Source organism: Bradyrhizobium sp. NBAIM01 (assembly GCF_020194115.1).
Lineage (GTDB): Bacteria > Pseudomonadota > Alphaproteobacteria > Rhizobiales > Xanthobacteraceae > Bradyrhizobium > Bradyrhizobium yuanmingense.
Window position 1 is genome coordinate 1,090,550 of sequence record NZ_JADYVU010000001.1, and the last position, 25,160, is coordinate 1,115,709.

At 58.3% G+C, this 25,160-nt stretch carries 15 protein-coding genes and 3 pseudogenes; 8 read left to right on the plus strand and 10 right to left on the minus strand.

From position 1 onward, the window contains the following. Positions 1 to 121 precede the first annotated feature (121 nt). Entirely contained in the window at positions 122 to 361 is a 240-nt protein-coding gene (locus I6F31_RS04860; RefSeq protein ID WP_225184869.1) for a hypothetical protein, read from the plus strand. 272 nt (positions 362 to 633) lie between these two features. Here the strand turns inward: I6F31_RS04860 and I6F31_RS04865 are convergent, their stop codons facing one another. After that, positions 634 to 834 (minus strand): hypothetical protein, encoded by a 201-nt coding sequence (locus tag I6F31_RS04865; protein ID WP_225184870.1) that lies wholly within the window; start codon positions 832 to 834, stop codon positions 634 to 636. 598 nt (positions 835 to 1,432) lie between these two features. On the opposite strand from I6F31_RS04865, the gene I6F31_RS04870 reads away from it, so the two are divergent. The 3 genes from I6F31_RS04870 (at position 1,433) to I6F31_RS04880 (ending at position 4,844) form a co-directional block, all read left to right on the plus strand. Continuing rightward, entirely contained in the window at positions 1,433 to 1,702 is a 270-nt protein-coding gene (locus I6F31_RS04870) for a hypothetical protein (protein ID WP_225184871.1), read from the plus strand. Positions 1,703 to 1,737: 35 nt separating this feature from the next. Continuing rightward, on the plus strand, positions 1,738 to 2,721 hold the full coding sequence (locus I6F31_RS04875; protein WP_225184872.1) for a carbohydrate porin: 984 nt from the start codon (positions 1,738 to 1,740) through the stop codon (positions 2,719 to 2,721). 323 nt (positions 2,722 to 3,044) lie between these two features. Continuing rightward, positions 3,045 to 4,844 (plus strand): hypothetical protein, encoded by a 1,800-nt coding sequence (locus tag I6F31_RS04880; protein ID WP_225184873.1) that lies wholly within the window; start codon positions 3,045 to 3,047, stop codon positions 4,842 to 4,844. 1,212 nt (positions 4,845 to 6,056) lie between these two features. On the opposite strand, the gene nolL is transcribed toward I6F31_RS04880, so the two are convergent. The 3 genes and pseudogenes from nolL to I6F31_RS04895 all read right to left on the minus strand — a co-directional run bounded on the left by nolL (position 6,057) and on the right by I6F31_RS04895 (position 12,367). Then, positions 6,057 to 7,157, minus strand: coding sequence for a nodulation factor fucose acetyltransferase NolL (nolL, locus tag I6F31_RS04885; protein ID WP_249788108.1), 1,101 nt, complete (start codon positions 7,155 to 7,157; stop codon positions 6,057 to 6,059). Positions 7,158 to 7,874: 717 nt separating this feature from the next. Continuing rightward, positions 7,875 to 10,124, minus strand: a complete 2,250-nt coding sequence (locus I6F31_RS04890; protein WP_225184875.1) for a hypothetical protein — start codon at positions 10,122 to 10,124, stop codon at positions 7,875 to 7,877. Between the two features lie 1,280 nt (positions 10,125 to 11,404). Beyond that, positions 11,405 to 12,367 (minus strand): annotated as a pseudogene (locus tag I6F31_RS04895) (NEL domain-containing protein). Positions 12,368 to 13,794: 1,427 nt separating this feature from the next. Between I6F31_RS04895 and I6F31_RS04900 the strand changes: the two are divergent. Then, positions 13,795 to 14,676, plus strand: coding sequence for an NEL domain-containing protein (locus I6F31_RS04900; protein ID WP_225185139.1), 882 nt, complete (start codon positions 13,795 to 13,797; stop codon positions 14,674 to 14,676). 677 nt (positions 14,677 to 15,353) lie between these two features. On the opposite strand, the gene I6F31_RS04905 is transcribed toward I6F31_RS04900, so the two are convergent. Both I6F31_RS04905 and I6F31_RS04910 read right to left on the minus strand, forming a co-directional pair. Beyond that, complete coding sequence (locus tag I6F31_RS04905) at positions 15,354 to 16,385, minus strand: pectinesterase family protein (RefSeq protein WP_225184876.1); 1,032 nt, start codon at positions 16,383 to 16,385, stop codon at positions 15,354 to 15,356. A gap of 249 nt (positions 16,386 to 16,634) precedes the next feature. After that, positions 16,635 to 17,684: a glycosyl hydrolase family 28 protein gene (locus tag I6F31_RS04910; RefSeq protein WP_225184877.1), complete on the minus strand. Its 1,050-nt coding sequence runs from the start codon at positions 17,682 to 17,684 to the stop codon at positions 16,635 to 16,637. A gap of 2,198 nt (positions 17,685 to 19,882) precedes the next feature. On the opposite strand from I6F31_RS04910, the pseudogene I6F31_RS36455 reads away from it, so the two are divergent. Further along, positions 19,883 to 20,236 (plus strand): annotated as a pseudogene (locus I6F31_RS36455) (MATE family efflux transporter); the annotation flags it as partial. Positions 20,237 to 20,321: 85 nt separating this feature from the next. Beyond that, positions 20,322 to 20,822, plus strand: a complete 501-nt coding sequence (locus I6F31_RS04920) for a hypothetical protein (protein WP_225185155.1) — start codon at positions 20,322 to 20,324, stop codon at positions 20,820 to 20,822. Between the two features lie 154 nt (positions 20,823 to 20,976). Here I6F31_RS04920 and I6F31_RS04925 read toward each other — a convergent pair whose 3' ends face one another. The 3 genes from I6F31_RS04925 to I6F31_RS04935 are packed head-to-tail and all read right to left on the minus strand — an operon-like array spanning position 20,977 to position 23,075. Then, positions 20,977 to 21,462, minus strand: a complete 486-nt coding sequence (locus I6F31_RS04925; RefSeq protein ID WP_225184878.1) for a hypothetical protein — start codon at positions 21,460 to 21,462, stop codon at positions 20,977 to 20,979. Positions 21,463 to 21,516: 54 nt separating this feature from the next. Then, entirely contained in the window at positions 21,517 to 22,761 is a 1,245-nt protein-coding gene (locus tag I6F31_RS04930; protein ID WP_225184879.1) for a type II toxin-antitoxin system HipA family toxin, read from the minus strand. Next, the gene (locus I6F31_RS04935; RefSeq protein ID WP_225184880.1) at positions 22,758 to 23,075 is read right to left on the minus strand and encodes a helix-turn-helix transcriptional regulator; all 318 of its coding nucleotides are present in this window, start codon (positions 23,073 to 23,075) and stop codon (positions 22,758 to 22,760) included. Before I6F31_RS04935 ends, I6F31_RS04930 begins: the two co-directional genes overlap by 4 nt. A gap of 775 nt (positions 23,076 to 23,850) precedes the next feature. On the opposite strand from I6F31_RS04935, the gene I6F31_RS04940 reads away from it, so the two are divergent. Beyond that, on the plus strand, positions 23,851 to 24,024 hold the full coding sequence (locus I6F31_RS04940; protein ID WP_225184881.1) for a hypothetical protein: 174 nt from the start codon (positions 23,851 to 23,853) through the stop codon (positions 24,022 to 24,024). A gap of 396 nt (positions 24,025 to 24,420) precedes the next feature. Here the strand turns inward: I6F31_RS04940 and I6F31_RS04945 are convergent. Continuing rightward, positions 24,421 to 25,143 (minus strand): annotated as a pseudogene (locus I6F31_RS04945) (IS1595 family transposase); the annotation flags it as partial. Positions 25,144 to 25,160 lie beyond the last annotated feature (17 nt).

Here is a 25,160-nt window from a genome sequence, read left to right on the forward strand (position 1 = left end):
CGGCACGAGCCTGCGATGCTCACGCGCTCCAGGAGCTGCCAGGGTCGACAATAATCAATCTTGGCGACCTTCCCGATGGGCTGCCCCTGCTGTTGTGAAACGCTCATCCTTGAGCAACGCAATGCGACAAGTTGCGCGCGTTCTCGATCATAGCGTCACCAGCGAGCAATGGTTCTCGTCTTCGTCGGCGATGGTGCAGCATTTTCTCATCATTCAGAAGAACCTTGCAGGTTTTCTTACCTTGCCGTTGCACCAAATGCACACCGCCCACCTGATTCCTGCAGCGCGTTTCGATGGAGCCCGCCTCCGCCTTGAGACCAGCAACTTTTTCGGGGGCGAGCCACGTAAGCGCCACGGCTGATCGGCCGAGCCGCAATGGCCGATTGGACCGGCAACCATTACGCCTGGTCTACTACCAATTCCGGCAGGTTGTTCGAGATGACGGGCACGTGGCAAGCGTGACCAACGACCGCCCACGTCAAGGATTCGGATGCAAGACGGATTTTGCCGTGCCAACGGCGCTGACTGAACCAGCAACTGCTCGCCGACACCTAGCAAAGCTGCTCAATGGCTCATTCCTCCGTATTCCTGGGCCACCGCGTTAGACCGTGTGGGGTTGCCGGCCGCGCAACTTCAAACGCTCTTCGGCCTTCGAGCCTGGCGATTGTCTCGTCTTTCGGTGACAACGATACCAATGAAGCGCTTCGCGAAGCCACGCCTCCTGCCCGGCGAGCCTTGCTTTCTGTTAGCTGCCGTTTCGTCGAGAAAGCCGCCTTCGATGCAGATGCGCGGCACCGCCAGAATCGCCTGATTCACAGTGAGCAAGGTGGACATTCGCAAATGTCGTGTGGCCAGGACAGCGAGGCTCCGCGCGCTCGTCGTGAGCATTTTGCCGAGCCAGCGCTCGCCGCTGGGTCTCGGCGCACTGGCGTCATGCACAAGCAAAGTTTCGGACCACATCATCATGGCGCCGCGAGCTGAGAGGTTCGGGAAGTCCGAGTGGCTCTCTTCGGGTACATCGAGTTCTGGCTCGTCTCCCTCGCCCTCGGACGAGAAAACGCAGGGAGCTTACTCTGTGTCAATCAGGCCGCGGTTCAATCTATTCATGGCCGACAGGGACCCGAACTGCGCCATGCGTGAGGGCTTTCTCGCGACGACCTCGCCTCCGATATACTCGGCTCCGGCAGCACTTTCTTTCAATTTTAGACTCAGGGCAGAGCAACCTGGGCTTCTTATCGCACTTTCGCTAGCGGCTTGTCTGGTCGGCAGTTCCGTACTGGCACAAACTGCGAGCGGGCTTGATCCCAGTAGCCACCCGGTGGATCAGGCCAGCAAAAGACGAAAGGTTTCCGATCGGGCCGCAAAGCTCCCGATCGACTTGGTCCGTCAGGTAATCCGCCCTCCTGCCCCGGCGCCAGCAGCAGGTCCCAGTGTGCGTTTCGAACGGCGCGGCAATGCGGACGAGGCTGCTCAGACGAGAACGAAAAAAAGCATCGATGCCTTCGCGAGGTACGACAATCTGCGTGAAAAAGGGTTGTGGTTCCCGATCCCTGGTCCTGCAGATACGATTGGTCAGGACAAGGGGGGCGTTAGATCTGCGCTGGCGGACGTCGGCATCGGCTACATCGGCTGGACACACAACACCTTTGCAAACAACCAGTTGCCGAATGCAGCCAGAAGCCCTATCGCAAACCAGCTCTAATGGGCCAGAATCCGACCTTCGCGTCGGCAAACTTCATGATCGTCACCTACGATCTCAGCCAGTTTGGCATTGCCGACGGACAGATTGTCGTAGGAGCCGAGCAGCAATACTGGACGTGGGATCGCCCAGGGCCAGATCGAGTGGGACTCAATACGCTCGCCTACTACCAGACTTTCTTCGACAGGACACTAGAACTGAAACTTGGCTACCTCAGAAACCAAAATGAATTCACCGGCACATTGTTCGGAGGGATCACAGGATCGAACATGTCTGCCTTGTTCCAGGCAGGGATGAGCACCAATGCAGCGCCGACGCCAGCGATCAACTTGAAGCTCAATTTCGATGATCGCTTGTACAACAAAGTCTCCGTCCAGCGCTCAATCAGTCCAGATGGTGCCTATGTCCATATAACCGAGAATCCCACCGGCTTGAACTGGAGCACGGCCAATGCAGGCATCCTTCTCGTTGAAGAGGCCGGCTACAAGAGCAAGGCTGCTTCCGGCGTACCTGACACGTGGCTGCGGGCGGGCGTTGGTTTCAACAGTAGCCGCTACACGAATTTGGCGGATCCTAAGCAACAAAGGGAGAGCGGGAATAGTTTTCACTACATCGCGGCGGACAGGCAGCTCTGGCAGAGTGACGCCCTTGGGTCGCCGTCTCGCGGCATCTATAGTGGCTTCTCCGTAATGGGAGCTCCACCTGACCTCAACAGGATTAGCCGGTATTACGAGCTTCGTCTTTATGCGAAGGGAGCTTTTGATAATCGGCCCAGTGACCTGATTGCTCTCGTTGCGACCAACACGGCCTGGAGCAAAGTTGCAATGGATGCTGCTCTGGCTAAGGGCCAGCTTGCGCACCGCGAGACCACAGCCATCACAGGAACATACACCGCGCATCTGGCTCCGGGGATATATGCAAGCGTCGGACTGTCATATATTCATAACCCGACAAGCATCACACACACGCCTCAAACGGAACACGCACTGAATCTGTTGGTGTCTACGTTGGTATTCTTCTGATCATCGCAAGCACCGTTCTGCTCCTGCTTTCTTGTGACGCATGGGACCTGAGCTTTGCGAGCTCTTGATAAAGAGATCGGCTTGCATCTGCGAGCCCGTTAAGTCTGATGCGAGGGGACGCCAGCTGAAAGAGATTACGGCAGGATGTCGTTAGTTCTCCAGGGAGGATCGGCCGGTTGTTGAGGAGAAGCTGTCCCGGTCGTCGTCATTTCAGAAGTTGCCAGCGCGAATAACTCCCCGTACGGAACCATGTCCAAGTCAGGTTCTCGAAAGCTTGCCCGATTACGGAGACCTGTTCAGGTGATCCTGGAGGTGAGGTTAGCGTGGACCCGCAAGATTTTGACCCATCTGACGTACCAGCTTGGCCGCAGGGGCAGCACGCCGTCTCGGAAGCGCCGCAGGCGAGCCCGGCCGCACAACATGCCTTTGAGCAGCACTTGGCCGAGGCAAGGCAGGCAGATCCCGCTCCCGTCGGTGCTCGCGACCACTATCCCCATTTATCTACAGAAGACCGGGACCTCATCGACAGGGCGATTGCTCAATATGCGACTCAGAAAAACCTGCAACCGAGCACGGTCAGTTTCTATACTCAGGCGCTTCGTCAACTGGCGAATGATCTGCGCGCTCGTGGCCAAATGACTGATTTAGAGGACCACGCGTCCTTGCTTGCTCACGCAAATACTTACTTTCCGAAAGACACGGCCATGAAGACAGGCGTAAGCGTTCTTCGTGCGTATCATGAACCCGACCATTTAGTTTCTCGCGGGCGCTCGCGCGCTCTCCCCTCAGCGAAAGACACATCTAACGATAGCCAGCAATCCGCGGATGAAGCGATGGATGCACGTGCCAGGAGCAATCTCCTGCCAAGTGAGGAGGTCCTCATCAATCACGAGCATGACATCGCTCAATCGAGAGCACCGAAAAGACCGAGGACGCTGAATGATCCGGAAGAGGTCGTGGTATACCGGCAGCCAAGCTCAAACGCCGCCTCAGGAGGAAGCAGCGGAGCAATGCCGGTCGCCCGAACGGGCGTCATAATCCGGGCGCAATGGGACAGTCGGCCTCTTTATCCCGAGGATGCTCCCGCTATCCTGAGCCTTGAGGAGGCCCTCATCAAGGGCGGGATGACCGACACGTCGGCGAAGCAATATGCAAGTTCTCTTCTTGGCTATAGCCGTTGGCTCTTCGCAAAAAACAAACCAAGTATTGTTGCTCGGGTAGACGGCAAGTCGCTGACCGACGGCGGTGACTTGCACGAGTTCGGCAAGAGCGACAGACTCCTGAAAGCATTAGAGCATCTCCGGACCTTTCGGTCGACGGGCGTAGTCGTGCCCATCGTGCATCCGGGGCGCACTCGCGCCAAGCTCAATCCTCGCCTCCAGAAAGTGCCTCCCATCAATCTCGAAAGCGCGTTACTGACGGAACCGATACGCATCGACGGCGCCGCTGCACAGCATCGCGCACCGCACGAAGCTAATCGGCAAGAGGAGCATCACCCGGGGCATGATAATCAACCCGTCACGTCGGCTCTCCTCGAAGAACACGTCGCGGTCGATCCAGAGCAGCTTCCTCAGGAGCAGCTTCGGCGCGTACTGGATCATCTTGATGACGAAGCCATCCCTTTGCCAGTTTCCCTCCCGTCAGAGGAGCTTCAGCAGCTGGAAAAGGAATTGCGTGACGAGCTCCACAGGCAATGGGAGGCCCCCCCCGGCCCCTCCTTTTCCCTTGATCCAGAGGAGTTTACCGTCGAACCAGAGCAGTTCTCTCCAGGGGAGCTTTGGCGACTGCTCGATGATGAAGACGCACAGGAGCTTGTTGAAGAGCGAGCTGATCAACCCGCCACGTCTGCTTTCATCCAGGAGCAAGTCGCACTCCATTCGGAGCAGCTCCCTCAGGCAGATCTTCGGCGAGGACCGGATCATCTTATTGATCAATCCAGCCGTTCGCCAGTCTCCGTCCCTCCAGAGGACCTTCAGCAACTGGAAAAGGGCTTGCATGACGAGCTTCACGGACGACAGGACGATCACTTCGCCCCTTTGGTCTACATTGATCCAGAAGACTTTACGTTCGACCCAGAGCAGCTCCCTCCAGGAGAGCTTCGGCGACTGCTTGATGATGACTAAAAAGAGGAGCTTCAAGAAGTGATCAACCCGCCCGTCCGCTCTTGTGCAAGGGCACATCGCATTCGCCGCAGAGCGAGTTCTCAGGAGCGCGCTTGGACAAGTGCTGCAGGGCAGCCTAGCCAATCGATCGGGTTCACACCCCTGTTCCTTGAGAGGCTGTCGTTTCGAAATCTCCCGAGCCAAGCTAGAGTCTGACTACGAGCAGCGGAGGTTGCAGCTTGAGAAACCGCGTCCAAGGCCAACATCGCCGTCGAATTCAGTATTCACGCCATACCTTTGCTACCTGCATCGATTGGATGCATGACTGGTTATGCGGCGAACGCCTCGCGCGAGCTGCCCCGCCGGGCAGAATTGCAGCCAACCTGCGTAAGCTTGGTGGGTTCTGTCGTTGGCAGGTCCCTCTACTATGCCTTGATCGATTAGGGGTTGTGGTGGGAGATAGCCGTGGACGAAACTAGCCTTCGTGACTTTGACGGACCGATGTCACCTCCGATTTGGCGATCATGGAAAGCCCGGACCGGCCATCAAGACTCAGAGCCGCAACCCGAAAAGGTTCTCTCTTCGTTGTGGCCGCTTGCTCTTGTGATTTGGTTTCTGTTGGGATTCGTGGCTTTGGCGAGCTGGGTCCGGACTTAGCGGCTTAAATGATCCGGATCAGCCTGTTCGCAACGATAGTTGGCGGCCTTCTGAGAACAGGCGTGCTCGTGCCTCCCTGTGCGGTATCAGTAACCGTGCCGATACCAGTTGACGTGAGTGCCGGGCGGGTACTCGAATGAACCGCGCGAAGGTTCGCTGACTTCGAGCCGGCATTATTGACCTGCACACTAATGCCGCGCGAAGTCATCGTTCCGGCTGTCATTCCGCCTGCAATATTTGAGAGCCGATTGACAAGACCTCATGGCGTGCTTGCGATGGAAGCCCGTCACGATGGTGAATCCATCCAGAATCCGCCTATTCTCCGCGAGGTCTGATGATCTGTAACGCTCGCCAACAGCTCTTTGTCGGTATCTCGTGCGTCGTCCTGCAAGCCGCCTCATCGCTGTCCCTACTCCACTTTCGGGGAAAGCAATTACGTGGGGCAACGACACAATCTTCGGGAACATTTTTCGGCGAGGCACCCAGATTGGGGCGTCATGAATGGACAGCAGGTTCACAAGTCCCGCAATCTACGATTGTTTGCGAGAGCCTCCTGGTTGATTCCGGTACAGCTACTTATCGGCAGGGCTGGCTCGACAAACGAAGGGAGCGGGGTTGCACTCCGAGCATGAGCTGGGACAGATAAGGAATGTCGCGCACGGTCCAGCGAACCGCTAGCGCGACGGCAACAATCATTGTTCCGAGAAATGCAGCCGCGGCCAACCGCATTGTGGGGTCCCAAAGCTCTCCATACTGTATGGAATCCATGAGACGGAATACCGCACCCTGAATCAAGTACAGCACGAGCGTGCTCGGCCCTAGTTTCTCGGCGATAAAGCGGACCACCCTATTTGAGCGACCGATATTCCAGCATCGAAGCAGGACCTCAATCATTACCGCTGAGGCAACTGCGGAGCCGAGAAACATCAGAAGCACATTCTTTGCTGACTGCCAATCCTGGACCAAAGCGAGATTGTTGTAGACATAAGTGTCGTTGCGCCAAGCCAGAAAGCACATCATAGCCGCTATTGAGGCAGACATAATCAAGAACGCCCTGTGAGAGCGCATTATGCTCGCCCACTGTTCTGTCGACTGCGCAAATGAGAATCCCAGGCAAAAAAACGGGTACATATACTTTATGAGAGGGAATATTGAAAAAGTCAGAGGCGCAAGCACGACCAGAATGACGGATACGAACAAGGCCCAGGACAACCACTGATCGAAGATCGAAACAGTTTTAGCGAGAATGAAACAAATGAACGCGGCCCAGACGAACCAGAATGTGCCGGCGAAATCATTCAGGAATTGCAAAACGTGGTCTTGTGCGCCCGCCGATCGGGGAAACACGGCAAACTTTAATGACTCCAGAAGAGAGCACCAAAACAGCATCGGCACCAGGAGCTGCATCGCACGATCGCGGATAGCTTGCGTGAACGACTTTCGCAGCAGCGCTCGGCAAGAAAGATAACCGCTTATCGCCATAAAGAGGGGCATGTGGAACATGTAGATCCATTTGAAGCATGCCGAATCCCAAAATCCTTCATTTGGGTAGAGGATATATTGGATCAGGTGACCGACGATCACCAAATTGATGAGCACTCCTTTGGTGAAGTCCAAAGAAAGATCGCGATCGTGCGCTGTCTCAGGCACAACGTTTCCTGTTACAGGATGTATCAAGCAGCCGAATACATAGCTGAGGTTGGCCAGCACCTATTGTTAAGGGCACGGTCTGTTTGCATGGAGATCGAGCTATCGGATGACAGCGGAGACAATCGCCGCCGAAAGCTCCAATAGCTGACTGTGCGATAATAACCGAAAGGAAAGGGGAAACGAGCTATACGATGGTTTATCGATTTTTGTACGCACCAACTCGCTTCCATCGGCTTCCCAGGTCCAGCGGACACTTGCACTCTGCTCCGAGCGGAACAGGTGTTTGCAACGCACCGCGAGGAGACTTTGCATGGCGCAATAACTGAACTGCGCATGAAGGCCTAAACGTATGCAGGTTGCGAAGTACCGCGCCCCCGAGCAATTTGGACCGCCATCAGGAAAAGTCTTCGTCAGCAAACTTCCGTTTGCTAGCCAGTTCTTGGCGCTTATTCCGTCGACTGCGCTCGGCGCTCTACTCCGTCGATTGTGAATGTGCGATCTGTAGTAACTGCGGTTTTCAAGACAATAATTGGAGACTATGTGAAAGGATCATGGATGCAGAAAGCAGGTTCGGGCATGCACCAAATTCCTAGAATCCATTGAGCTTGGCAGGTTCTACAAAGACGAGGTTGGACGGTTCGGGCCGTGCCCCTGCAACCGATCATCACCTGCCAGAAGCCGCACTTATAGAACGCCTCACGCGAGCTGCCCCGCCGAAAGCCCGATTGCAGCCCTGCTGCCTCTTCAGCCACGTTCAGGATAAATGCGTACGCGCTGGCGGCCTTCGCTTTCCACTAATTGGCCCCTGTAAGGCACTCCTCGGATTTCGAAATAGGTCGGGCGCCCAACTTCGGGCATGATGCGCTGGCCTTCGAGGACGCGGACAAGATAATCCGGCAGGAATCGCTCCCGGTGCTCCCATCCGCCCCGAATCAAATACCCAAGATCGACTGTACCTTCGTCGGGTCGCGCGGCCCTGACGATCTGCGGGGGACGATAGAGGGGCTGGGATGGGCCGGCTTCGTTTATCCCGCCAGCGCGCGGGTGATGGATCAGGCGAACATCCATGAGGCCTTCCGGCCCGAAAGTCGCGGAATAGCGCTCCCCATTGATCGCAAACTGACTTGGCGCGAACTGGTGTGGCAGCAGATTGATATTGCTCAATACATCGATCAACACGTCTGAAGCCGCCTGAGAGCCGTGCCGCCAGTCCGCTCCAACGATCGCTCCGATATCCCGCGGCTCTGGAGCCGGCCCCGGCGGTCCTGCGAACCACGAGGTGGCTGCAAATTCACGTGCTGGCGCAGAGCGCGCATCGTCACGCAAGTCGTGCGGTGTGGGTGGATCCAGATCAACGAAGGAGTCGAGACCGCCGTAGATGTTTGACGATCGGGGCCTCACCGATGACGGCGATGCGGGTTCTTGCATTTGTTGCCCAAGCCAGGCCCAGGCTCCCTGGCTCGGGGTGGCCGGAGTAGCAGGAAGCTCGAGCGGCGGATAAGCTTGCGCGGCCCAGTGCGGCGCTGGCACTGGTGAGGCGGGTTCGTGGATTTGCTCGGCAAGCCAATCCGGGGCTGCCGCGCTCGGCGTTGCCGGGGCTGCGGGAAGCTGTTGCGACGAACCGGCCTGCCAATCGCTGGGCGCTCGCATCGATGTGGTGGGCCCGTGGATCTGCTCGCCAAGCCAATCCCAGGCTCCCGCGCTCGGGGTAGCTGGCGTTGCAGGAGGCTCCTGCAGTGAGTGCGGCTGTCGAGCAGCTTCCCAAGAAGGCTGGCCCGGATCCTCAGGAGGCCGCAATCCAAGCGCCCTGTTCGCCTCCAGGATTTGCTCGTATTGACCAAGCTTGACTAAATCAGGCTTGATCTTGCCGTCTTTGGTGTCGCGCCTGTACTCCTCGAGATCCTCGACAAACGCGGGGGTGGAAAGTCTGCCAGCCATTGGCGGCCGATCATGCGTCTGCAGCCACTCACTCAGCCTATACATGCGGCGAGCTTGCCTGTCGATCGTCTCCGGCTCGATCCTGTGCGTCGCCTTTTCCGCCGCCGACCACATGTCGATGAGGATTGCGTCCGCACGGTGAGGGGCCAGTCGGCGGAGATCGGGCGCTAGGGCGTTTCCGGCACCGACCTCACGAAGCTTCTTCAAGGCCGCCTTGATGCGTCTGCTTTTGTCCTTTGCGTAGGTATCGACATCCTCATCCAGCTCAGCTTCCAGCTGATAGTTTTCGACCTCCGGGTTGTCCTGCTGCGTGTTTTCAAATTCCCGTTGAATTCGATCCGCAATTGAGGGCCTGCCGAACGTGCTCAGGCGCGCGCTCAAATGGCGCAAATCGGCTGCGGCATTCTTGATCGTGCCGTCGCTAAGGTTACCCGCCGCCTTGTTTCTGAACTCTCTTATCAGCACCTCGTCCTCCTCTGGGACAGCGCGCGTTCGGCCCGGCTGCCGAGCATAGTCAATGCGAAGATTCGTGGAAAAGGCATCCCCCTGTCCTGCATAGCGCGAGTACTTTTCGCTGCTGCTCCCGCCAAAAGCCTTGCCGATTCCCGACTTGAAGCGTGACCATAATCCGCGGCCTTTTCCGCTCTTGGCCGACGCGGCAGACTCTGGGTCCGGAAAGCTGTAGCGCGCGCTGCTGAACAGATCATCTCGCAAGCTGGACTGCGGCACTTGCGCCGAAGCGGAAAGCTGGAAGCTGGGAATGTCTACGCTCCGGCGCGTGCCGCCCAGCGCACTCTCCCGAAACGCGGAGTCCGGCGGCACCCGCATCGAACCGCCGAAATCCTCCCGCCGGATTGCTCGACCCCCTCCTGCGGGAGCCCGATTAGGCGAACTTGAGTTGCTTTCATCAGACGGATCGAGACTCAAATCCTCCAGCCGCCGTTCAAAGCCACCGTGCTCCCTTTGGTTGTCTCCTCGCTGCGCGGTCCGCTCTTGCAGGGCGGCGTACTCCCGCATCCAGGCTCCTGAATCGAAGAATGGGTCAACCGGATCCACCCTGCTCTCCTCATGTTTGTATAGGCCCTACAGCAATCGGTACGGCCTCGTAGCAGATCGTCTAGCAAGAAACAGATTATCGATTGTTGTAGCTGCAACCTTTCGAAAAGCTGACGAGATCAGGACATTGCTGCGCGATCGACGGACTCGCATCGGCCGCCTGGCGACAGGACGGGGCGCTCCAATTTTTTCGCACCTCTCCGCCCGGCCTGTTCCAGTCGACGGATTTCGTAAACCGATGATACCAATGGATCGTCCTATCGATCGTGCGAGGAATTCAAGCATCAGCCCGGAACTACTCAGCCGTTAACAGTGTGTAAGGTCATGCGTGACGAGCATCTTCTCCGCAACTTTAGCGCTGAGCTTATCCTGCGGGCGCTCTTCAATGACGGACAGCGACCTCTCCTTGACGCAGACCGGGGGCCTGGTGACCTGGACTTCCATTTGTTGCTTTCGACTGCGCTTGTCAGGGATCGAATTGGCCTACTGCGGTTTACCAGGTCCGGCGCGTTTGGTCGAATGCAGAACGTCCCTTTCGAAGGCTTACCGCGCATCCGCCGTTTCCGGGAAAACGTGGATCACATAGGGCTGCCCATGAGAGAGCGTAGTCGCCTAGATGAGAGGAACAGCGCGTTCAGACATCAAATCGCCTAGACAGCTTTTTTCAAGGAGATGTGCAGGTTGTCATGAGTTCTCAGTCGTCATCCCGAGCGCCTCTCGGCGCTCGGGTCGGACAGGCAGCTCGCAGTTCGAGGATGAGCTTGGCAAGCCAACTCGGCAAATGAAGATCCGGCAAACTTCATTCGTTTGCTTCAATCCGCCTCAGCCTTTGAGTGGGAAACCGCAAGGCCTGTCGTGCAGTCTCGGAAGCGCCTCGATCAGGCGCATGCACGACTTCGCCGGCATGACGGATTGGCCATCGTAAGCTACGAATACGGTACTCCAGCACTTGCTTTCTCAAATGGATCTCGCTGGAAGGACTCGAATTCAACTAGATCTGACGAACAGTGAACTCCACGTCAAACGAGCTGGTTGGCCGCGGCAGCGCCCTGTCTGGTCTGCTCAACAACTTTCGACCGACGGAGCTCTCGTCCCGAGGAGCTGTTGAGCTGAAGCAGATATGCCTCGTCTTGCGCGCGCGTTTTCATCTCTGGGCAAGACCGAAAGACCCACATTTTCCAAGGTGCAAAAGCACCTTCGCGGCAATTGGCGAGGCGTGACAATCGATTTTTGGCTTCGCTACAGAGCAATAACAGATATATCTCCGGCGTGATGAGACCTCACACTTCGAGGCCGCGACGCTCGGCCAGCACCCGGTGCATGACATCGGGTTTGATCTCACTGGCGAGCTCGTTTCGGACTTGGGCGCCGAGCACCCGCTCGGCATCCGGATCGCCTAGAAGACCGTGCTCGGCCAGTCGCTGATCCAAGCGGGTTTGAAACTCCACGCCCATGGCTTCGACGAGCCGGTCTTGCATCGCTTCATATTCATCAGGAGCGATTCGCCTCAGCACCGTCTCCCAGGGTTGCCAGCGGGTTGCCACGTAGTCACTAAACTGGTTCGCTTCTTGCTCGCGAACCGAGTCCAGTGCGCGCGCCGCATCATTGGATGTCACGTGAGAAACGGTCAGAAAACGCATGTCAGGGGCGACGTGAATCAGCTCCAGCGGCTCGCGAAGAAGATTTTAATAGGCCAAGTAGACTTCAACGTCGTCTAAGTTCGGGTGGAGAGTGAGGAGCGAGTTGACCCTGTCGCGCGCGATCCCTTCCAGCGCGTCCAGGCGGAACGCAACGCCGCCGCGCTGGATCAGTTGGCCGAGCCTATCATCATACACCCCCTCCCCGACGTCAGAATTAAGGCGCGCGGTCCACATACCGTTCCAATGCAGAGTAACACGATCCTCGCAACTCGCGTTGGCTTCAGAAGCCTGTGCGAAAAACTGTTCGCGCAATCTCGGATTGGTCGCCGCCTGCCGCAGATCATCCGCCACGGCCTGCCGAAACTCGTGATTACCATAGTTGACGGTCCCACGTAGCCTATCTAAGAACCGGGCGTAGTCTTGGGCGCCAGGCTCATCCGCAAAGTGCTGCCACTCGGCCAGCGCCGTCGGATCGTCCCCGAGCCGGTGCGCGGCAGCCTCGTACAGAGGCAGCTGCCCAAAATGGGGTGCCGCGAGGTGAGCGCGGACCTCGTCCGGGAATGGGTTATCACCGAACTCGACGTTCTGCAGCGGACGGCTCAAACTTCCCGGTAGGAGATCCTCAGGCAGGCTGGTCAGCCGGTTACCACTGACATCGATCGTTTCGAGTCAGCTCGGAAGGGTTTCGGGGAGATTGGCCAATTGATTGCTGCTGACATCGAGTTCAACGAGATCCCCTGGGAGGGACTCGGGGAGTTTCGTCAGCTGATTGCCACTAACCGCGAGCGAGGTGAGGCTGCTCGGGAGAGCATCGGGCAGGCTACTCAGTCGGTTGTTGTTTGCGTTCAGGATCCCCAGCTGCGCCGGGAGGCTATCTGGGAGACTCGTCAAGCTGTTATCGCTCACCTCTAAGCGATAGAGGCTCGCCGGAAGAGCGTCCGGCAAACTGGTCAACCGGTTGTGGCTAATAAAAAGCTCGCGGAGACCGGGCGGGAGCCTAGCGGGCAGGCTGCCTAGCTCGTTGTGCATGGCGCGGAGGTTCAGCAGTCTCGGCGGCAGGGCGTCGGACAAAGCGGTTAAGGACAGGGATGACAAATCGACCAAGTGCGAGCGCATGTTGTCCGCAGCCCTGATTCGCGAGCGCCCCTGTCGGCGGTTCTCCGCTGAGCTCTGCCCCCTCTTCGCCAACCCAGTTGTCCAGGATCCGCGCGCGCGGAGCTGGGGGTCCGATACCCTGTCAAGCTTTCGACCAAATTTGCCAAGGCACGGTTGAAGCCCCCAAGGTAGCTTTCCCGCTCTCCTTCTTCAATAATATCTGGGGCAGAACCTGCGTTCCGCTGTGCCTGTCCTATGTCCATCATCTTATCTCCCTCATCAGAAACTAAGAAATACGCGTGCCGCTGCGCAAGGCCGCGGAGCAGGAGTTTGCGCGCTGGCGCAACAATCATTGGAGCGGGCGCACGTGCGCCCGCGGCGGCCCACCCTGGTCGAAGGCGGTTCAGCTTCACACGATTTGGAGGCGGCGAATCGATCGATGCTGCTGCAACGTTCGCTGCCCTTCCGTTGGCCGGCAAATCCGGAGGACCGCTAACGTGAAAGTGTTCTGCCGCTAGCACGGCCACCTGTCGATCAGCTGACGAGTCTCGCTGCAAAACGCCCAAGTCACTCGGTTTGGCCGTAGCAAAGACCAGCGTTGCACCGATTGCCTTGGGCATGTGAAGGGACGGCCGCGGAGGTGAGCGTTCGAGCGCCTGCCGCTCTTCGTTTTTCAGGCACTCGGCCGAAAAGGGATCCCTGCCTCCCATTGAGGTAACACACCGTTGCCGCGCCACGGCTCGGTGCTTAAGCCGCTGCTGCGTCGGTGCGGAAGCGTGTAGGCGGAGATAACGGGGTGCGATGGATTCACTGTTCCAAATTGCACGGAGGGTTATGTCGGCCCGACTGTCCACCTTTCGCACGACGACGAAAGTGAATCGTCCGGGACAGACGATGAGCAGGCGGACGCTCTGGCTGAAACAGTTGCAGAATGGCTGAAGGGCAATCCACAGGAGGACGATCGGGAGGTGCTTGCCGCTTGGCAGAACTTTGCAGAAGAGCCGGGCGCTCGGGAATACGGGCTTTTCCTCGGCAAGCTGTTCGAGTCCGTCAACTCTGGCAATGAAGGGTTCCAGCAATCGGTGGCCAATGATCTGCGTCAGGCGGCAAAAAACCCGCAATTGCGCGCCCAGTATTTTCAACTGGCCCTGGACGTCAACCAGAGCTGCGAGGATCGCAGAACTTTGACCTGGAACGGCATGCAGACCGCACGCCTCATCGCAGACGTCGAGAACGGCCTCTATGACAATAAGGCCCGGCTTCCCGATCTCGTCGATCTGGGGCGCGTCATGTTCCGCCTAGACGCGCTGGAGGGGATTGCGCGCGAGAAGGTTCACTCGCTGGGCTCGGGCAACAACGTCGAAGACATCGACGCCATTGAGGTCTTTCTTGCTTATCAAAACAAGCTACGCGAGCGGCTGGGACTACAACACGTCGCGCCGGTCATGCGCTTCTTTGAGGTCTCCGGCGTCACCGACGCTGATGTTGACAGCGCAGAGACATCCGTGCGGAACAGGGAGGCGGCGGAATTCGCCGACTATTTGGCGGTGGACTGGCAACCTTGGGACGACGTGGTGCGTCGCATCGCACCGGAGGACCACGCCAGGACGCAGGACCAGCTCATTGCTGCAATGGGAAAGGAGTTCGACAGCCGACTGGAGCAACAGCTCGCCGACAAAAACTTGAGCGGGGTTGAAACCGACCTCGTCGAGGATGCCAAGCGAGAGTTGGGTGCCGCAGTTCGTAAAGAAATCGCCCGTGAGATCAAGGGCACTCTAAGAGACAAGGTGCTCAATGATCACAGCCTCACCCTGTGAAGTCACCTTTGCTTCAGGGAGGCTGCTAATTCCTACTAAAGTTTCACTCTGGTGCGTCGGTTTGTGCCCGAAAGCCTTCACGTGATGCGCAGCAAGCGCGGCGCAGCGCCAATCTAGAAACCGGCGCTGCTTGACTCGTTCCGGCAGGTGTTTCCCTAAAGCGACAATGGCCGATCTCGCGATGATGCGGATGCTCGTCGGCTGCTATCGACGGCCGCATGGAGACGGGCGAATTATCGAAATCGGATAGCCGATACGCTCGTTTGTACGGCTCCGGAGCCGGCATGGAACAACGCCGTACTCCACCGTACTTGCACCGCGCGTATCGGCTGATCGAGGCGACGGCTGCTGGCTGAGCTACGAGCGCCTGACCATCACTGGCCGAATGAAGATAGCCGCGAAGCATCAGCCCACTTCGTTCTCAGGAGATCTGCGCAAGGCCCTGAGCAAGACAATCAGCCGTTCCCGAGCGATAACGGCGGTGCTGACGTGACGTTCCGTAGAGCTTGCCGACACTGATCCGCCAAAACGGACAAGATGATCTGCGAGCTCGAGCGCGCGCATGTCGGCGGACGACGAACAGATGAGATCGTCGCGCCGGCCCCTTCTACCGGTTGAATCCGGCTGCAGTTAGGTTGCTGTACAAGACTTTCCATCACAATCAGGCTCTCCTCCCCTCATTCACCCGAGGATCGCCGTCGAAGCCCAGCGCCATGAACGTTGCGAGCGTGAAGGTTCGTTGGCAGCCAATCGGTGACACCCCCGAAGAACACGCTTAGCGACCATCTCGCAGCTTCGCCATCTGTCAGTTGATGGGAATGAGGCTCGCGGCGTGAGGGGTTAGCCCCGACGCCGAAGGATCTGTATTCAGCATAATAGCTCGTCCTCAAGGTATTGGTCTTGCCGGGCGTCCATTCGCGCCACGCTTCGGCGATCACAGGGGCATCTATCTTCGCCGACAGGAAGACCACGGTGGCGTAGGGGCGCCAGGGCCGGCCAAGCGCGATATAGCGCGCGGCGGGGTCGGCACTTAGCCTGCAATGATCAAAAACATAGCCACTGTCCTCATCCGGCGCTGCCTTGCTCTGAGCGGTATAGATGACCGCGTGGTTGGCGATGCCGTGCAACTCACATTGCCGAAACCAGGCTTTGGCGTTGCCAAATATGAAATCGACATGCCCTTCGATGTAGCAGTTCGCGAAGTACTGTCGTGACATTCGGCCGTTCGGTCCCTTGCCGGCAAACAGCGTATCCTGGGCGCCGAGCAGGCGGACGCGCGTAATGACGTCCCTGTCGCCGGTAAGGGACAGCGCTACCGCCTGCGAGGGTGGATTGGCCGGATTGAGGGCGTAGTCGTTCTGGATGGTCAGATTCTCGAGCCGGAAGTCATCGCCAGCCGCATCCAGCGTCGCCGAACGGGCCGTTCCTCCTACGTTAATCGCGCCGTCCCCATACACGATAACCGTTTCCTCCGGGCTCCTGCCAGTCCCTTCGATATGAATACCGGATTTGGAGATTTTGACCTTCTCGCGATAGATGCCCGGCGCGATCCGGACATTTCCGCCTTCCGCCGGTAAGGCGTCGATGGCTTGCTGCACGGAATGATAGTCTGCATTTCCGGCATGCGACACCAACAGTGGCTGAGCGTACGCTGGGGGATTGCAGAAACATCCGGCCAGAAGCGCAGCGTATGGCGCGAAAATTCGCATGTGATCTCACTCTTCGTCGAGTCGCGGCACGCTGGACGCAGTCGATATAAGGTACCGCCGCGGGATAGCCGCCGCGCATGGTCAACACATTGTCCTCGCCAAACCAGAACCTGCACGTAGCTTCGCAATCCAAGCCCTGCAAACTAGCAGCCCCCTACGAAGCACCCACACGAGGCCGACCTTCCGCACCATCAGCAATAGGTTCGCCGATGTGGGACTCACCACCCGCGTTCGGCCCCGATGTAGTGCTTACCGATTGCCGTCGCGGAATGCTCTGGAACATGCCTCCGATCCGCGCGGCAGCGGTTTTGCAGCTCGTCCGGGCAGCGGCGGCGATACGTCATTTGCGGCCACGTTCGCATGTTCGAGCTGCCAAGTCGCGGAACTGGCAAAATGGACATCATCGAGTGTAACGCCAAGCGCATGCCGCTCGTCTATGCCGCGCATCAGCAGCACACCATTGTCGCCACGCACATGGCGCAGAACGATCTGGCGATAGACCGGAATACTCGTGCCTTGTGCGCGAGGATCATATCTCGTATCGAACGCCACCGGCCACCGGTTGGCCCTCAGGCACACGTTCTCATAAGTCACGCGCTCGACCAGACCGCCTCGGCCGACATCGCTCTTGATGCGCAGGCCAGAGGTCGTACCGTCCAGCGTCAGATTACGGACCAGTATGTCGCTCACCCCGGAATTCACCTCGCTGCCGATCGACATGCCGTGCCCCCAGCCGAAATAATTATCAATGATGGAGATATGACTGCTTGAGCCATTGTCGCCGGCCTTGATTGCGACGTTGTCGTCTCCCGTGCGGATCAAGCTGTGGGTGATGGTCACATCATGACTGGCGCCAGGGTCGATGCCGTCGGTATTGCGGGCATCCGCCGGCGCATCGATCGTGAGGCCCCAGAACGTGGCACCTTCGACCCGGTTCATCGCGACATGAAAATTCGGCGCGTTGCGCAAGGTGACGCCAGAGAACGTGACGTCCTGCGCATGATCGATCTGGATCAAGCGGGGGGTGTTTTGGTTGCCGCCCTCAGCTCGCGCCCGGCGGGCCAGCTGCCACCAGGTTTCGGCGCCGTCGCCCATAACTGCGCCGCCCTGACCATCGATGATGCCCTCCCCGTAGATACCGCCGCCACGCGTTTTGGAAAAGCTGATGAATGGCCTGCAACCGTCGCCCTTAGCCGTGATGCGACCACACTGTCCGCGGCCCTTGTCGTAAGCAGCTGGTTCGGGGACGGCCATCAGCGCCGCACTGCGTCCGATCCATAAGGTCACGCCCGATTTCATCTCGAGTGGACCTGAGTGAAACTCGCCGCGCCCGAGATAAACTGCAGCCCCGGCGGGGCAATGTTGAATGGCGTCTTGTAGCCTAACTGTATCGTTCTCCCCGGAGGGCACAGGGCGGTCGCAGACCGTCTGAGGTGCAACAGGTTCAGCGATAGTCCGGCGGTCTTGCGCCTTTGCGGAGGGGCAAACAACCATGGAGGCGAGTATGATCAATAGGGCCCAGTTGCGAAAACATTCTGTCATCGATCTCATCTTGTTTTGTCACGCATATCCTTGCTGCGTCCCTCTTGTGGTATTGAGCGCTCGCTCGATCGAGCCGCCGCGCCCGTCACCGGCCGGCGCAAGGATGACATTTATAAGACGCAGCAGATCCCTGGACCTTGCGATCCCGTGGTAGCACCTTGCCTGTGCGCGAAAAAAGACGAAGCGTTTCGCGATAGCTCGAGGCTCGAAAGCTTCGTAACCCAGCCTGCTCACAAGTGACTAAGCTCCACCCGATCCGGGTTTCGGCTTTTTTTGCATCTGCAGCCGCGCGTGAATCCAGGCCGGCTCTCGTGGACGATCAGTGGGCCAGTGTATCCGGTCAACCTTTCGAGAAGCTGACGAGGCTCCGGCCGGCAGCGGATTGCATAGTGATCGCTTGCGGGACATCGTCAGCCAGTTCTCGTCATCATCCAGGCGGTGCGGATAAGGCATGGGTCGGCTTTCCGCGCTCAGCACCGCTTGGCACGTCGCCTGCCCTGCCCAACAGCCATATCGGCCCATCGCGATCATTCAACGCGCCCGCTTGCGCCGCCTTCAGCCACGTCCAGACCGGTAATTTGAGCGACTTGAACACGGACAAACGACCGAAGTGGCCCTAGGCCAAGGTGGACAGCTTTTGATGTTCTATCCGGGAGATCCGGGTGAGCAGCCCCGAACGAGAGGCTCTGGTCAAGAGTGATACGTCCTTCGCTACTCCGCGCGATCCCTGGCCAACACAGTGTGACCAACCAAAAAGTCAAAAAAAGAATCGGCAGGGCCGCACCCCATCGGCTAGTTCGCCCGCCGGGGTAGCAACACGATGAGGCTCAAGATCTTCGCCAACTCCATGACAAAGCCTCGCCGTTAACGTGCGCGGCTGCGGCCTTCAGCGGTCCCATGATCGACCCGAAAACACCAATGCAGCGTCATGGTCGACAGGATCATCGATGCTTCCCGATCTGCGCGGTCGCGCGTTAGGTCGTGAATCGCTTGCCGTGGAGTTGCGCTTGCCTTCATCGATCGGCGATGAGGCCGCTCGACGCTCGAGCCTCCGCTCCAGATCCGCCAATCCTGCCTTACACTCGGCGACAACCGATTGGGCGTGAAGCAACTTGACCTTCAGCTCGTCCTGTTGCCCGAGTATCTTGTCAAGATCCCAATCGTTCTGCATTAGCTCATTGACCATCTGCAAGCACCGATGCAAGGCCGGCAGCTTAGCTTCAAGAACGCAGGCTCCGCATGTCGCAGATGCCCCGCCCTGAGCCATGGGCTTAAAGCGATGTCAAACGATCGTCCTGAGAATGCGTTTAGCTTGCGTTCTTCTTGAGTGAATACGATTCGTTGCGAGCCACTTACAAGACAATCGGCTTCTGCCCGGCAAACCGGAGCGCGATCCAAAGATGGCAGAGTTCGCGAGGCAGGCGCACGGTTTGGAAAGCGCATCAGGGGACCTCTGCCATCGATCAAACGGGCAAGTTTCTTTTGAATACTTCGACCGGATGCTGAACGAGCATCATAGTCACAAGTGGTCTCGACCCATCTTCAAGCAACCGGCATGCCAATGCCGGTTGAGCGTTTTATGAAGAAACGATGTCGGTTTCCCCGCAGCACGTAGTTGCAGGCGGTGCTGTTGTCGCGCTTGAAACAAACGACGTCTTGAACGAGACAGCGAAATCCGCAACCACGAGGGCCATAGCAGTGCTCACGATGGCAGCGGTCAATATAGAGAGAAGATTTGCGGACGTCGGCCACAATGCTCTCACCATTTGTGAGCGGTGCGTTTTGTGTGAGGACATGCTATCGCTGGCCATGGCGCCGATGATGCGAACGCGACCGCAGCAATAAGATCGTGTGAGCGAGAGCAAAGGATAGCTGAAGCGCCCAATCCGGGGCAGCGTGTTCATGAGGAAGACAGCAGAAAAAGCACCCGCATCGCGGCCTCGTCCGTTGGCGAAATGGGTAGCTGGCGGTCAACTCACCGACGAACTCGTCGCAACTGCAACACTCGCCCGCCGATCGCGCTCACGCAGGTCGGACAGATCGCGATGATGGCGACGGATCTGGCCTGGATCGGCCATGTCGGCACTGAGGCAGTGGCGACAGCCGCGCTTGTCGGCATGATCTTGTCGGTCGGCGTGACCTTCGCAGCCGGTGTGATCTCGGCGGTGGTTCCGCTCCCGGCCCAAGCATGTGGTGCGGCGGACGGAGCTCTGGTACGGCGCTCGGTGCGCATGGGGCTATGGGCTGCAATCCTCCTGTGGGAGCCGATCATGGTTTTGCCGCTGCAGGGCGAGCAAATTGTGCTTGCGCTCACATCGAAGGCCTGGCGACGTTTGATACCACGCGCGCAGTTGATGCAATTGAACTCGCACTTCGCTCTCAGCCGGCGCTCGAATGGCAGCTGTGCAGACTCCTTATACGCGTCGCGCCGGAAACCGCCGCGGAGAGGTCGACCGCGCCTCACTGCGGCGTGCCGTCGGCCGGACATTACGTCGGCTCGACGCAACGGCAGTCAAAAGTATCCTCATCGAGCGGATGCGGGGCTCGGCCGCCGCACGAAAGGCGGTCTGCGAGGTCGCGAAATACATCGCCACCTCGGAAATTGAGCAAGCTCTTGGTTCTCTGGCTGAGCACGACAGCTCTCGAGAGGTCAGACGTGCCGCCCTCGACGCCATAGCCTTCCAGCGGAAACTCGCTAACGTCCGCACATTGTTTGCGGTATTTCCGTCCGCGACATCCGACCGACAATGGAGCTTGTTGATCGCGATACTCGATGCGGGTACCCATAGCGAAGACGAACTTTGGCTTGGCAGAATTCTCGTGGACAGCATTCCGCCAGCGTACGAGCGACGCGCCGATGCAACCTTGGAACGGCGCAGGCAAAAGGAAAAGTAGTATGGCAACCCCGTCGGGCCTGTTCTGATTGAGCAGCGACGAGATTCGCGACTACTCGTATAGACCCCAGTTTCGGTCGGGATCGTTGCGCCGATTGTCGGCCTCGGGTGGAGTCGTTTCGGAATGCCGTTTCTGGCCATCGGAGCCGGTCCACTCAAACCGAACGGCGCAACCCGTGCTTTTCCCGGCATTGCTTCGATAGCCGATCACTTGCTTGTGCACGGTATATTGAGCCTGATCCGGTTCCGATATTCGCGATAAACACACTGTCGATGTGCCGGTGGTTGGTAAGATCGCTTTCGGTAATCAACGATGGATCCTTGACCTCGCGCTCTCGTCGTTCTCGTTCCGTGATTTGCGTCCTGAGCTCGTCGGCTTGCGCGAGATAGGCCTCGGCACCTGGGGCGCCCACTGGCTTTGCGCCCCTCTTCATCGGCAGACGCCCGTCCTTGTATGCGGCCAGGATTGCCGCCGCTACATCGGACCCGACTTCTAGGACGAGATCGAGAAACGACCTGTCGCGCGAGCGAATGTCGCTGCGCTCGGCGGCGGACAGGAGCTCACCTTCGAGAACGAGCCGTCGCGTCTTGATGGGCATGATGCCCAGAAGGCTAGCTAGGAGATCCGTGAGGGAGCGCATTCGTCAAACATCCCTTATACGACGGCGGGATGTACATTTCGCGACCTGCCAACCCTAGGGGTCAAGGATGGGTGCCATTTCATCAACATGTGCATCGATCCGCGCGAGGACCTGCGCAGGCACGACGTCGCGCTCTGGAAGAACTGACCACTTGTCGCGCACGGCCGCCGCGGTTTCAGCTACAGCCGTCACCACAGCTCCTTCCGGAAGACGGCTGCGGTTTGCGAAACTGCGCCAGCGTTCTGGAGTCAGCGCCTTGAACGACTTTTCGCCGCCGAGGCTCAAGGCTAGCCCGTCCTTTGGAATGTAAGGAATTGTAGAAAGCACATCGTAGACAGGCGACAACGTTGGCGTCCGGCCATCTCCGGGAAAAAGCAGCGACCAATTCTTGAGATGCATATCGCCGTTTCCAGTGATCGCGGTGAGTGCGAGACGCCGAACAAACTCGATTGCGGAATCGAAGGAGACGCCGCTGGTCAGCGCTGCCGCGATATTGTGATACGCTGCGCCAGTATATTTCTCGGACGGATAGCGGCCGAAGACCTGCGCGAAATCCTCCATATGCACGCGCGCGCCGTCAGCACCGCGGTCGAAGCGGCGGACCAGCAGCACCTTGCCCGTGGACATGGTGTTAAACTCTTCCGGAATGCCGGCGAACTCCGTATTGTCGACGAGTTCGCGCGCCGGGACTTCCATCCCCAACGCTTCCGCCAAGGCCAGGATCGCGAATTCGTTTTCCGAAAGTCCGATGTGCGTGAGGGACGGAAATTTGGCAATGTACTGTCCTTGCTCGTCATCGACGGCGAGCGTGATCCCGCCCTCCTTTCCTGTGTTCTTCATCACAGAAAGTTTCATCTGAACGCCCGCGAGCGAAAAGCGTGCTTTCTTCTTTCCCTCGGTCTCCGGGCCAGTCGGAACGGGGATACCGTCGCTTGGCAGGGCGCGTACCGCGCCTGGCAGATTGGTTCCGAGCGCAGCCAGGAGATCGAAGTCGTTTCCCGGTCGGACTGACGCGGCGTGGTGCTTTTCCATCGCTTCGCGCAGTTTCTCTTCGGGCAGCAGGTTCGCAAAGAACGGAGGCAGCGCCCCGCGTATAGGTTTGGGATCTCGCCGGAGGCCGCCATCCGCTGAGCGAAGCGACAGGCTGAAGATCGGCGGGTTGTTCATGCTCCGGTAAGCGGGCAAAAGGTTGAACGCGTTGTAGTCACCCGGCGTGCGGACAAGGGTGCCGACGGGAAGATCGTTTAATGAGATATCAAGCGACTGGATTCGTTCGGCCGCGAGGACAGCCTGATTCATGACTGTTCTTCCTCTTCGGCATCTGACGTGAATGCGGGGCGATCATCATCGTCGGTCACGGGCTGCAACATCGACTTAATGGCGGGCACCATCGCCTGCGGGATCAACATCATTTCCATGCCAAGGGCGCGGGCGACATTGACGAGTGTCGTTGCGCGGGCGGCAGCGGCGCCCGTTTCGATGTCGCGATAGCGGGGTCTGCTGATGTTCGCTCGAAGGGCGATTTGCTCTTGGGACAAGCCAGCAGCCATCCGGGCCTTTCGAAAGTGCAACCCGAGTTCCTTGAGCAGCGGATCTGGAGCAGGAGGAGCCATGATATGTTCCCGGATCATCACTGAACATATGATACCTAAACAGATCATTTCTACAAGTCAAGATGAATACGTTTACAGATCTTCTGTTAAGAAATTGATCCGTAAACATATCTTATCGGCAACTACCCTGGATAAAAGTGGCACCTATATCTCAGTTGACACAGCTCAACTTGCGGCTCAGTTTTGCAAATATCGATTCGTGCCTAGCCTCTGCTAGTACCGGCGGCCTTGCCGCATGAGGAACGAGATGGCGGACTGAGCAGAAAATGGTCTGTTCACGAAGGCTATTATTGCGCCCTGCGTGCAGTCACCCTTGTAACACCCCTCCGGCCACCCGGAGTTTTTGCGTTGACCGAACCGATGCGCGGGACAGGCCCGCGAAGTCACCCCTTGTAGCCAGAACTACGCGGCTCGGGCTTGGCGGACGGGACAGAAAAAGCTCTGTCCACGAACGGTGTACTGCGTGTTCAGTTCAAAACAGGTGTAGGGCACGCCACGGTCGAACGTCCGTGCCTAGACTGAGCAGATTACGTACATCCAGGGCCCCGCTATTGCGGGATTCCTAGCTCTGGTCTGCTCGGCAGCAAGTTCGCTTGCTCACTAAAGGAAATGGATCATTGCCCTGTTGGGAAGAATTGTGCCCGAACGGGTCCAAATCCCGTCTTGGAGGTGAAAGTTCAGCGCCGTCACCGGCAACTCCCTTTGACTTACGGCCGCTTGTGCGTTCCCAAGCGTGTGGCGGTTGTTCACCGCCCAACAAAGAGGAGGCAGACCCATGCACAACCATGGGAAAGCGCCGAAGGACATCTATGTCAGGGCGCACTTGCGATGGCAGAACGGCCAAATCATTGAGGTCGGTTCGTACCTCAAGGGATTGACGCCAAAGCTCAGCCTTCGCGATTCCGACCTGCAACTGTCCTTCGGCTTCCACCACTCAGGCACGGCCTGAGCGGGAGCCTGGTGACGGCGCTGATCCCGCAATTTCGCCAGGTGTTCGCCGGCGGCGCACAATTCCCTCTCTATTAGGAGAATAGGGACGCTGGTGCTGATCCCTCTTTCTTCATTCCCTCTCACTTAACGCCGCGTGCGTTTTGCCAATTAGGAGCCCGGCCTCTGCGCCGGGTTTTTTATTGCCCGGGGTAGGAGCCGCGAAAGGGCGGCCTCCCGAAGTCCTCAAAATCAGTTCGAGGCCGCGACAGCGCGGCCGGTCCTTCCGCGCCGGCCGCGACAGCGCGCGTGCGCGTCTGCGTCACCTTCAACAATCGCATGCAAGAAAGGAATTCATCATGCGAAAGTCGCCTCAGAGCCCTCACTCAATCCCGAAGGAACGAGTTTGGGTAGAAACCTACAATCGATCAGAAATGGAAAGATTCAGACGGTGCACGGCCACTGGCGCGCGTGGCCGCAGATCAGCGGCCATAATTCCGTTTTCTAATCCGCCTCTGGCGTAAGGAAACAACGTTCTCTTGACTAACATCGGCGTCGGGCTGGGCCTTCTGCTTCCTGCCCGGCGGCTTTTTCTTTTTGGCTCGCACAACGCCAGCCTCAACCTCCCTCGGGTCAGTTCCGATGAAGCGCTTGAGCGCTTCGTCAAAGGGCATGTCGAGGCCAAGCGGCGGCTCTGGCGGTGTGCTCTTAATCTTCTTACGGCGAGCAGCACTTTGTACGGCAGCGGACCGACAACGCAGTCGAATAGGGCGTGCATGCACTCGGCGGGGCTCATGCTACGCCGATTCAGTCGCCAAGTCATTTCCTGCACGTACTGCTGCAGATGCTTCGCACTGACCCAGTGATGGGTCCCCACAATCTGGCCCTTGAGGAGCGCCCAAACTGACTCGATCGAATCATTGTGCGCATCGCCCTTGTACTCGCCCGCCTGATGGTTGACGATCTGGTACGACGGATGGCCCTCAAGGTGCTGGTAGACCGGGTGAGCATCGGTCGCCAGCATCTTGGCCTCCGGCGCCACCGTCTCTTTGACGAACTCATGCATGGTCGCCTGATTGGCAACCGGCAGCACCTTGGCGGCGACTTCGCCCTCGCGCTCAACCGCACCGATGAACGGGCGCCTTGTCCTTACGGTCC

What these genes read in the sequence shown, in the direction of transcription:
- I6F31_RS04920 (WP_225185155.1), top strand. Translation starts at nt 20,322, where the DNA reads ATGGCAGCTGTGCAGACTCCTTATACGCGTCGCGCCGGAAACCGCCGC.
- I6F31_RS04865 (WP_225184870.1), bottom strand. Translation starts at nt 834, where the DNA reads ATGTCCACCTTGCTCACTGTGAATCAGGCGATTCTGGCGGTGCCGCGC.
- I6F31_RS04925 (WP_225184878.1), bottom strand. Translation starts at nt 21,462, where the DNA reads ATGCGCTCCCTCACGGATCTCCTAGCTAGCCTTCTGGGCATCATGCCC.
- I6F31_RS04860 (WP_225184869.1), top strand. Translation starts at nt 122, where the DNA reads ATGCGACAAGTTGCGCGCGTTCTCGATCATAGCGTCACCAGCGAGCAA.
- I6F31_RS04905 (WP_225184876.1), bottom strand. Translation starts at nt 16,385, where the DNA reads ATGCGAATTTTCGCGCCATACGCTGCGCTTCTGGCCGGATGTTTCTGC.
- I6F31_RS04930 (WP_225184879.1), bottom strand. Translation starts at nt 22,761, where the DNA reads ATGAATCAGGCTGTCCTCGCGGCCGAACGAATCCAGTCGCTTGATATC.
- I6F31_RS04875 (WP_225184872.1), top strand. Translation starts at nt 1,738, where the DNA reads ATGATCGTCACCTACGATCTCAGCCAGTTTGGCATTGCCGACGGACAG.
- I6F31_RS04935 (WP_225184880.1), bottom strand. Translation starts at nt 23,075, where the DNA reads ATGGCTCCTCCTGCTCCAGATCCGCTGCTCAAGGAACTCGGGTTGCAC.
- I6F31_RS04910 (WP_225184877.1), bottom strand. Translation starts at nt 17,684, where the DNA reads ATGAAATCGGGCGTGACCTTATGGATCGGACGCAGTGCGGCGCTGATG.
- I6F31_RS04940 (WP_225184881.1), top strand. Translation starts at nt 23,851, where the DNA reads ATGCACAACCATGGGAAAGCGCCGAAGGACATCTATGTCAGGGCGCAC.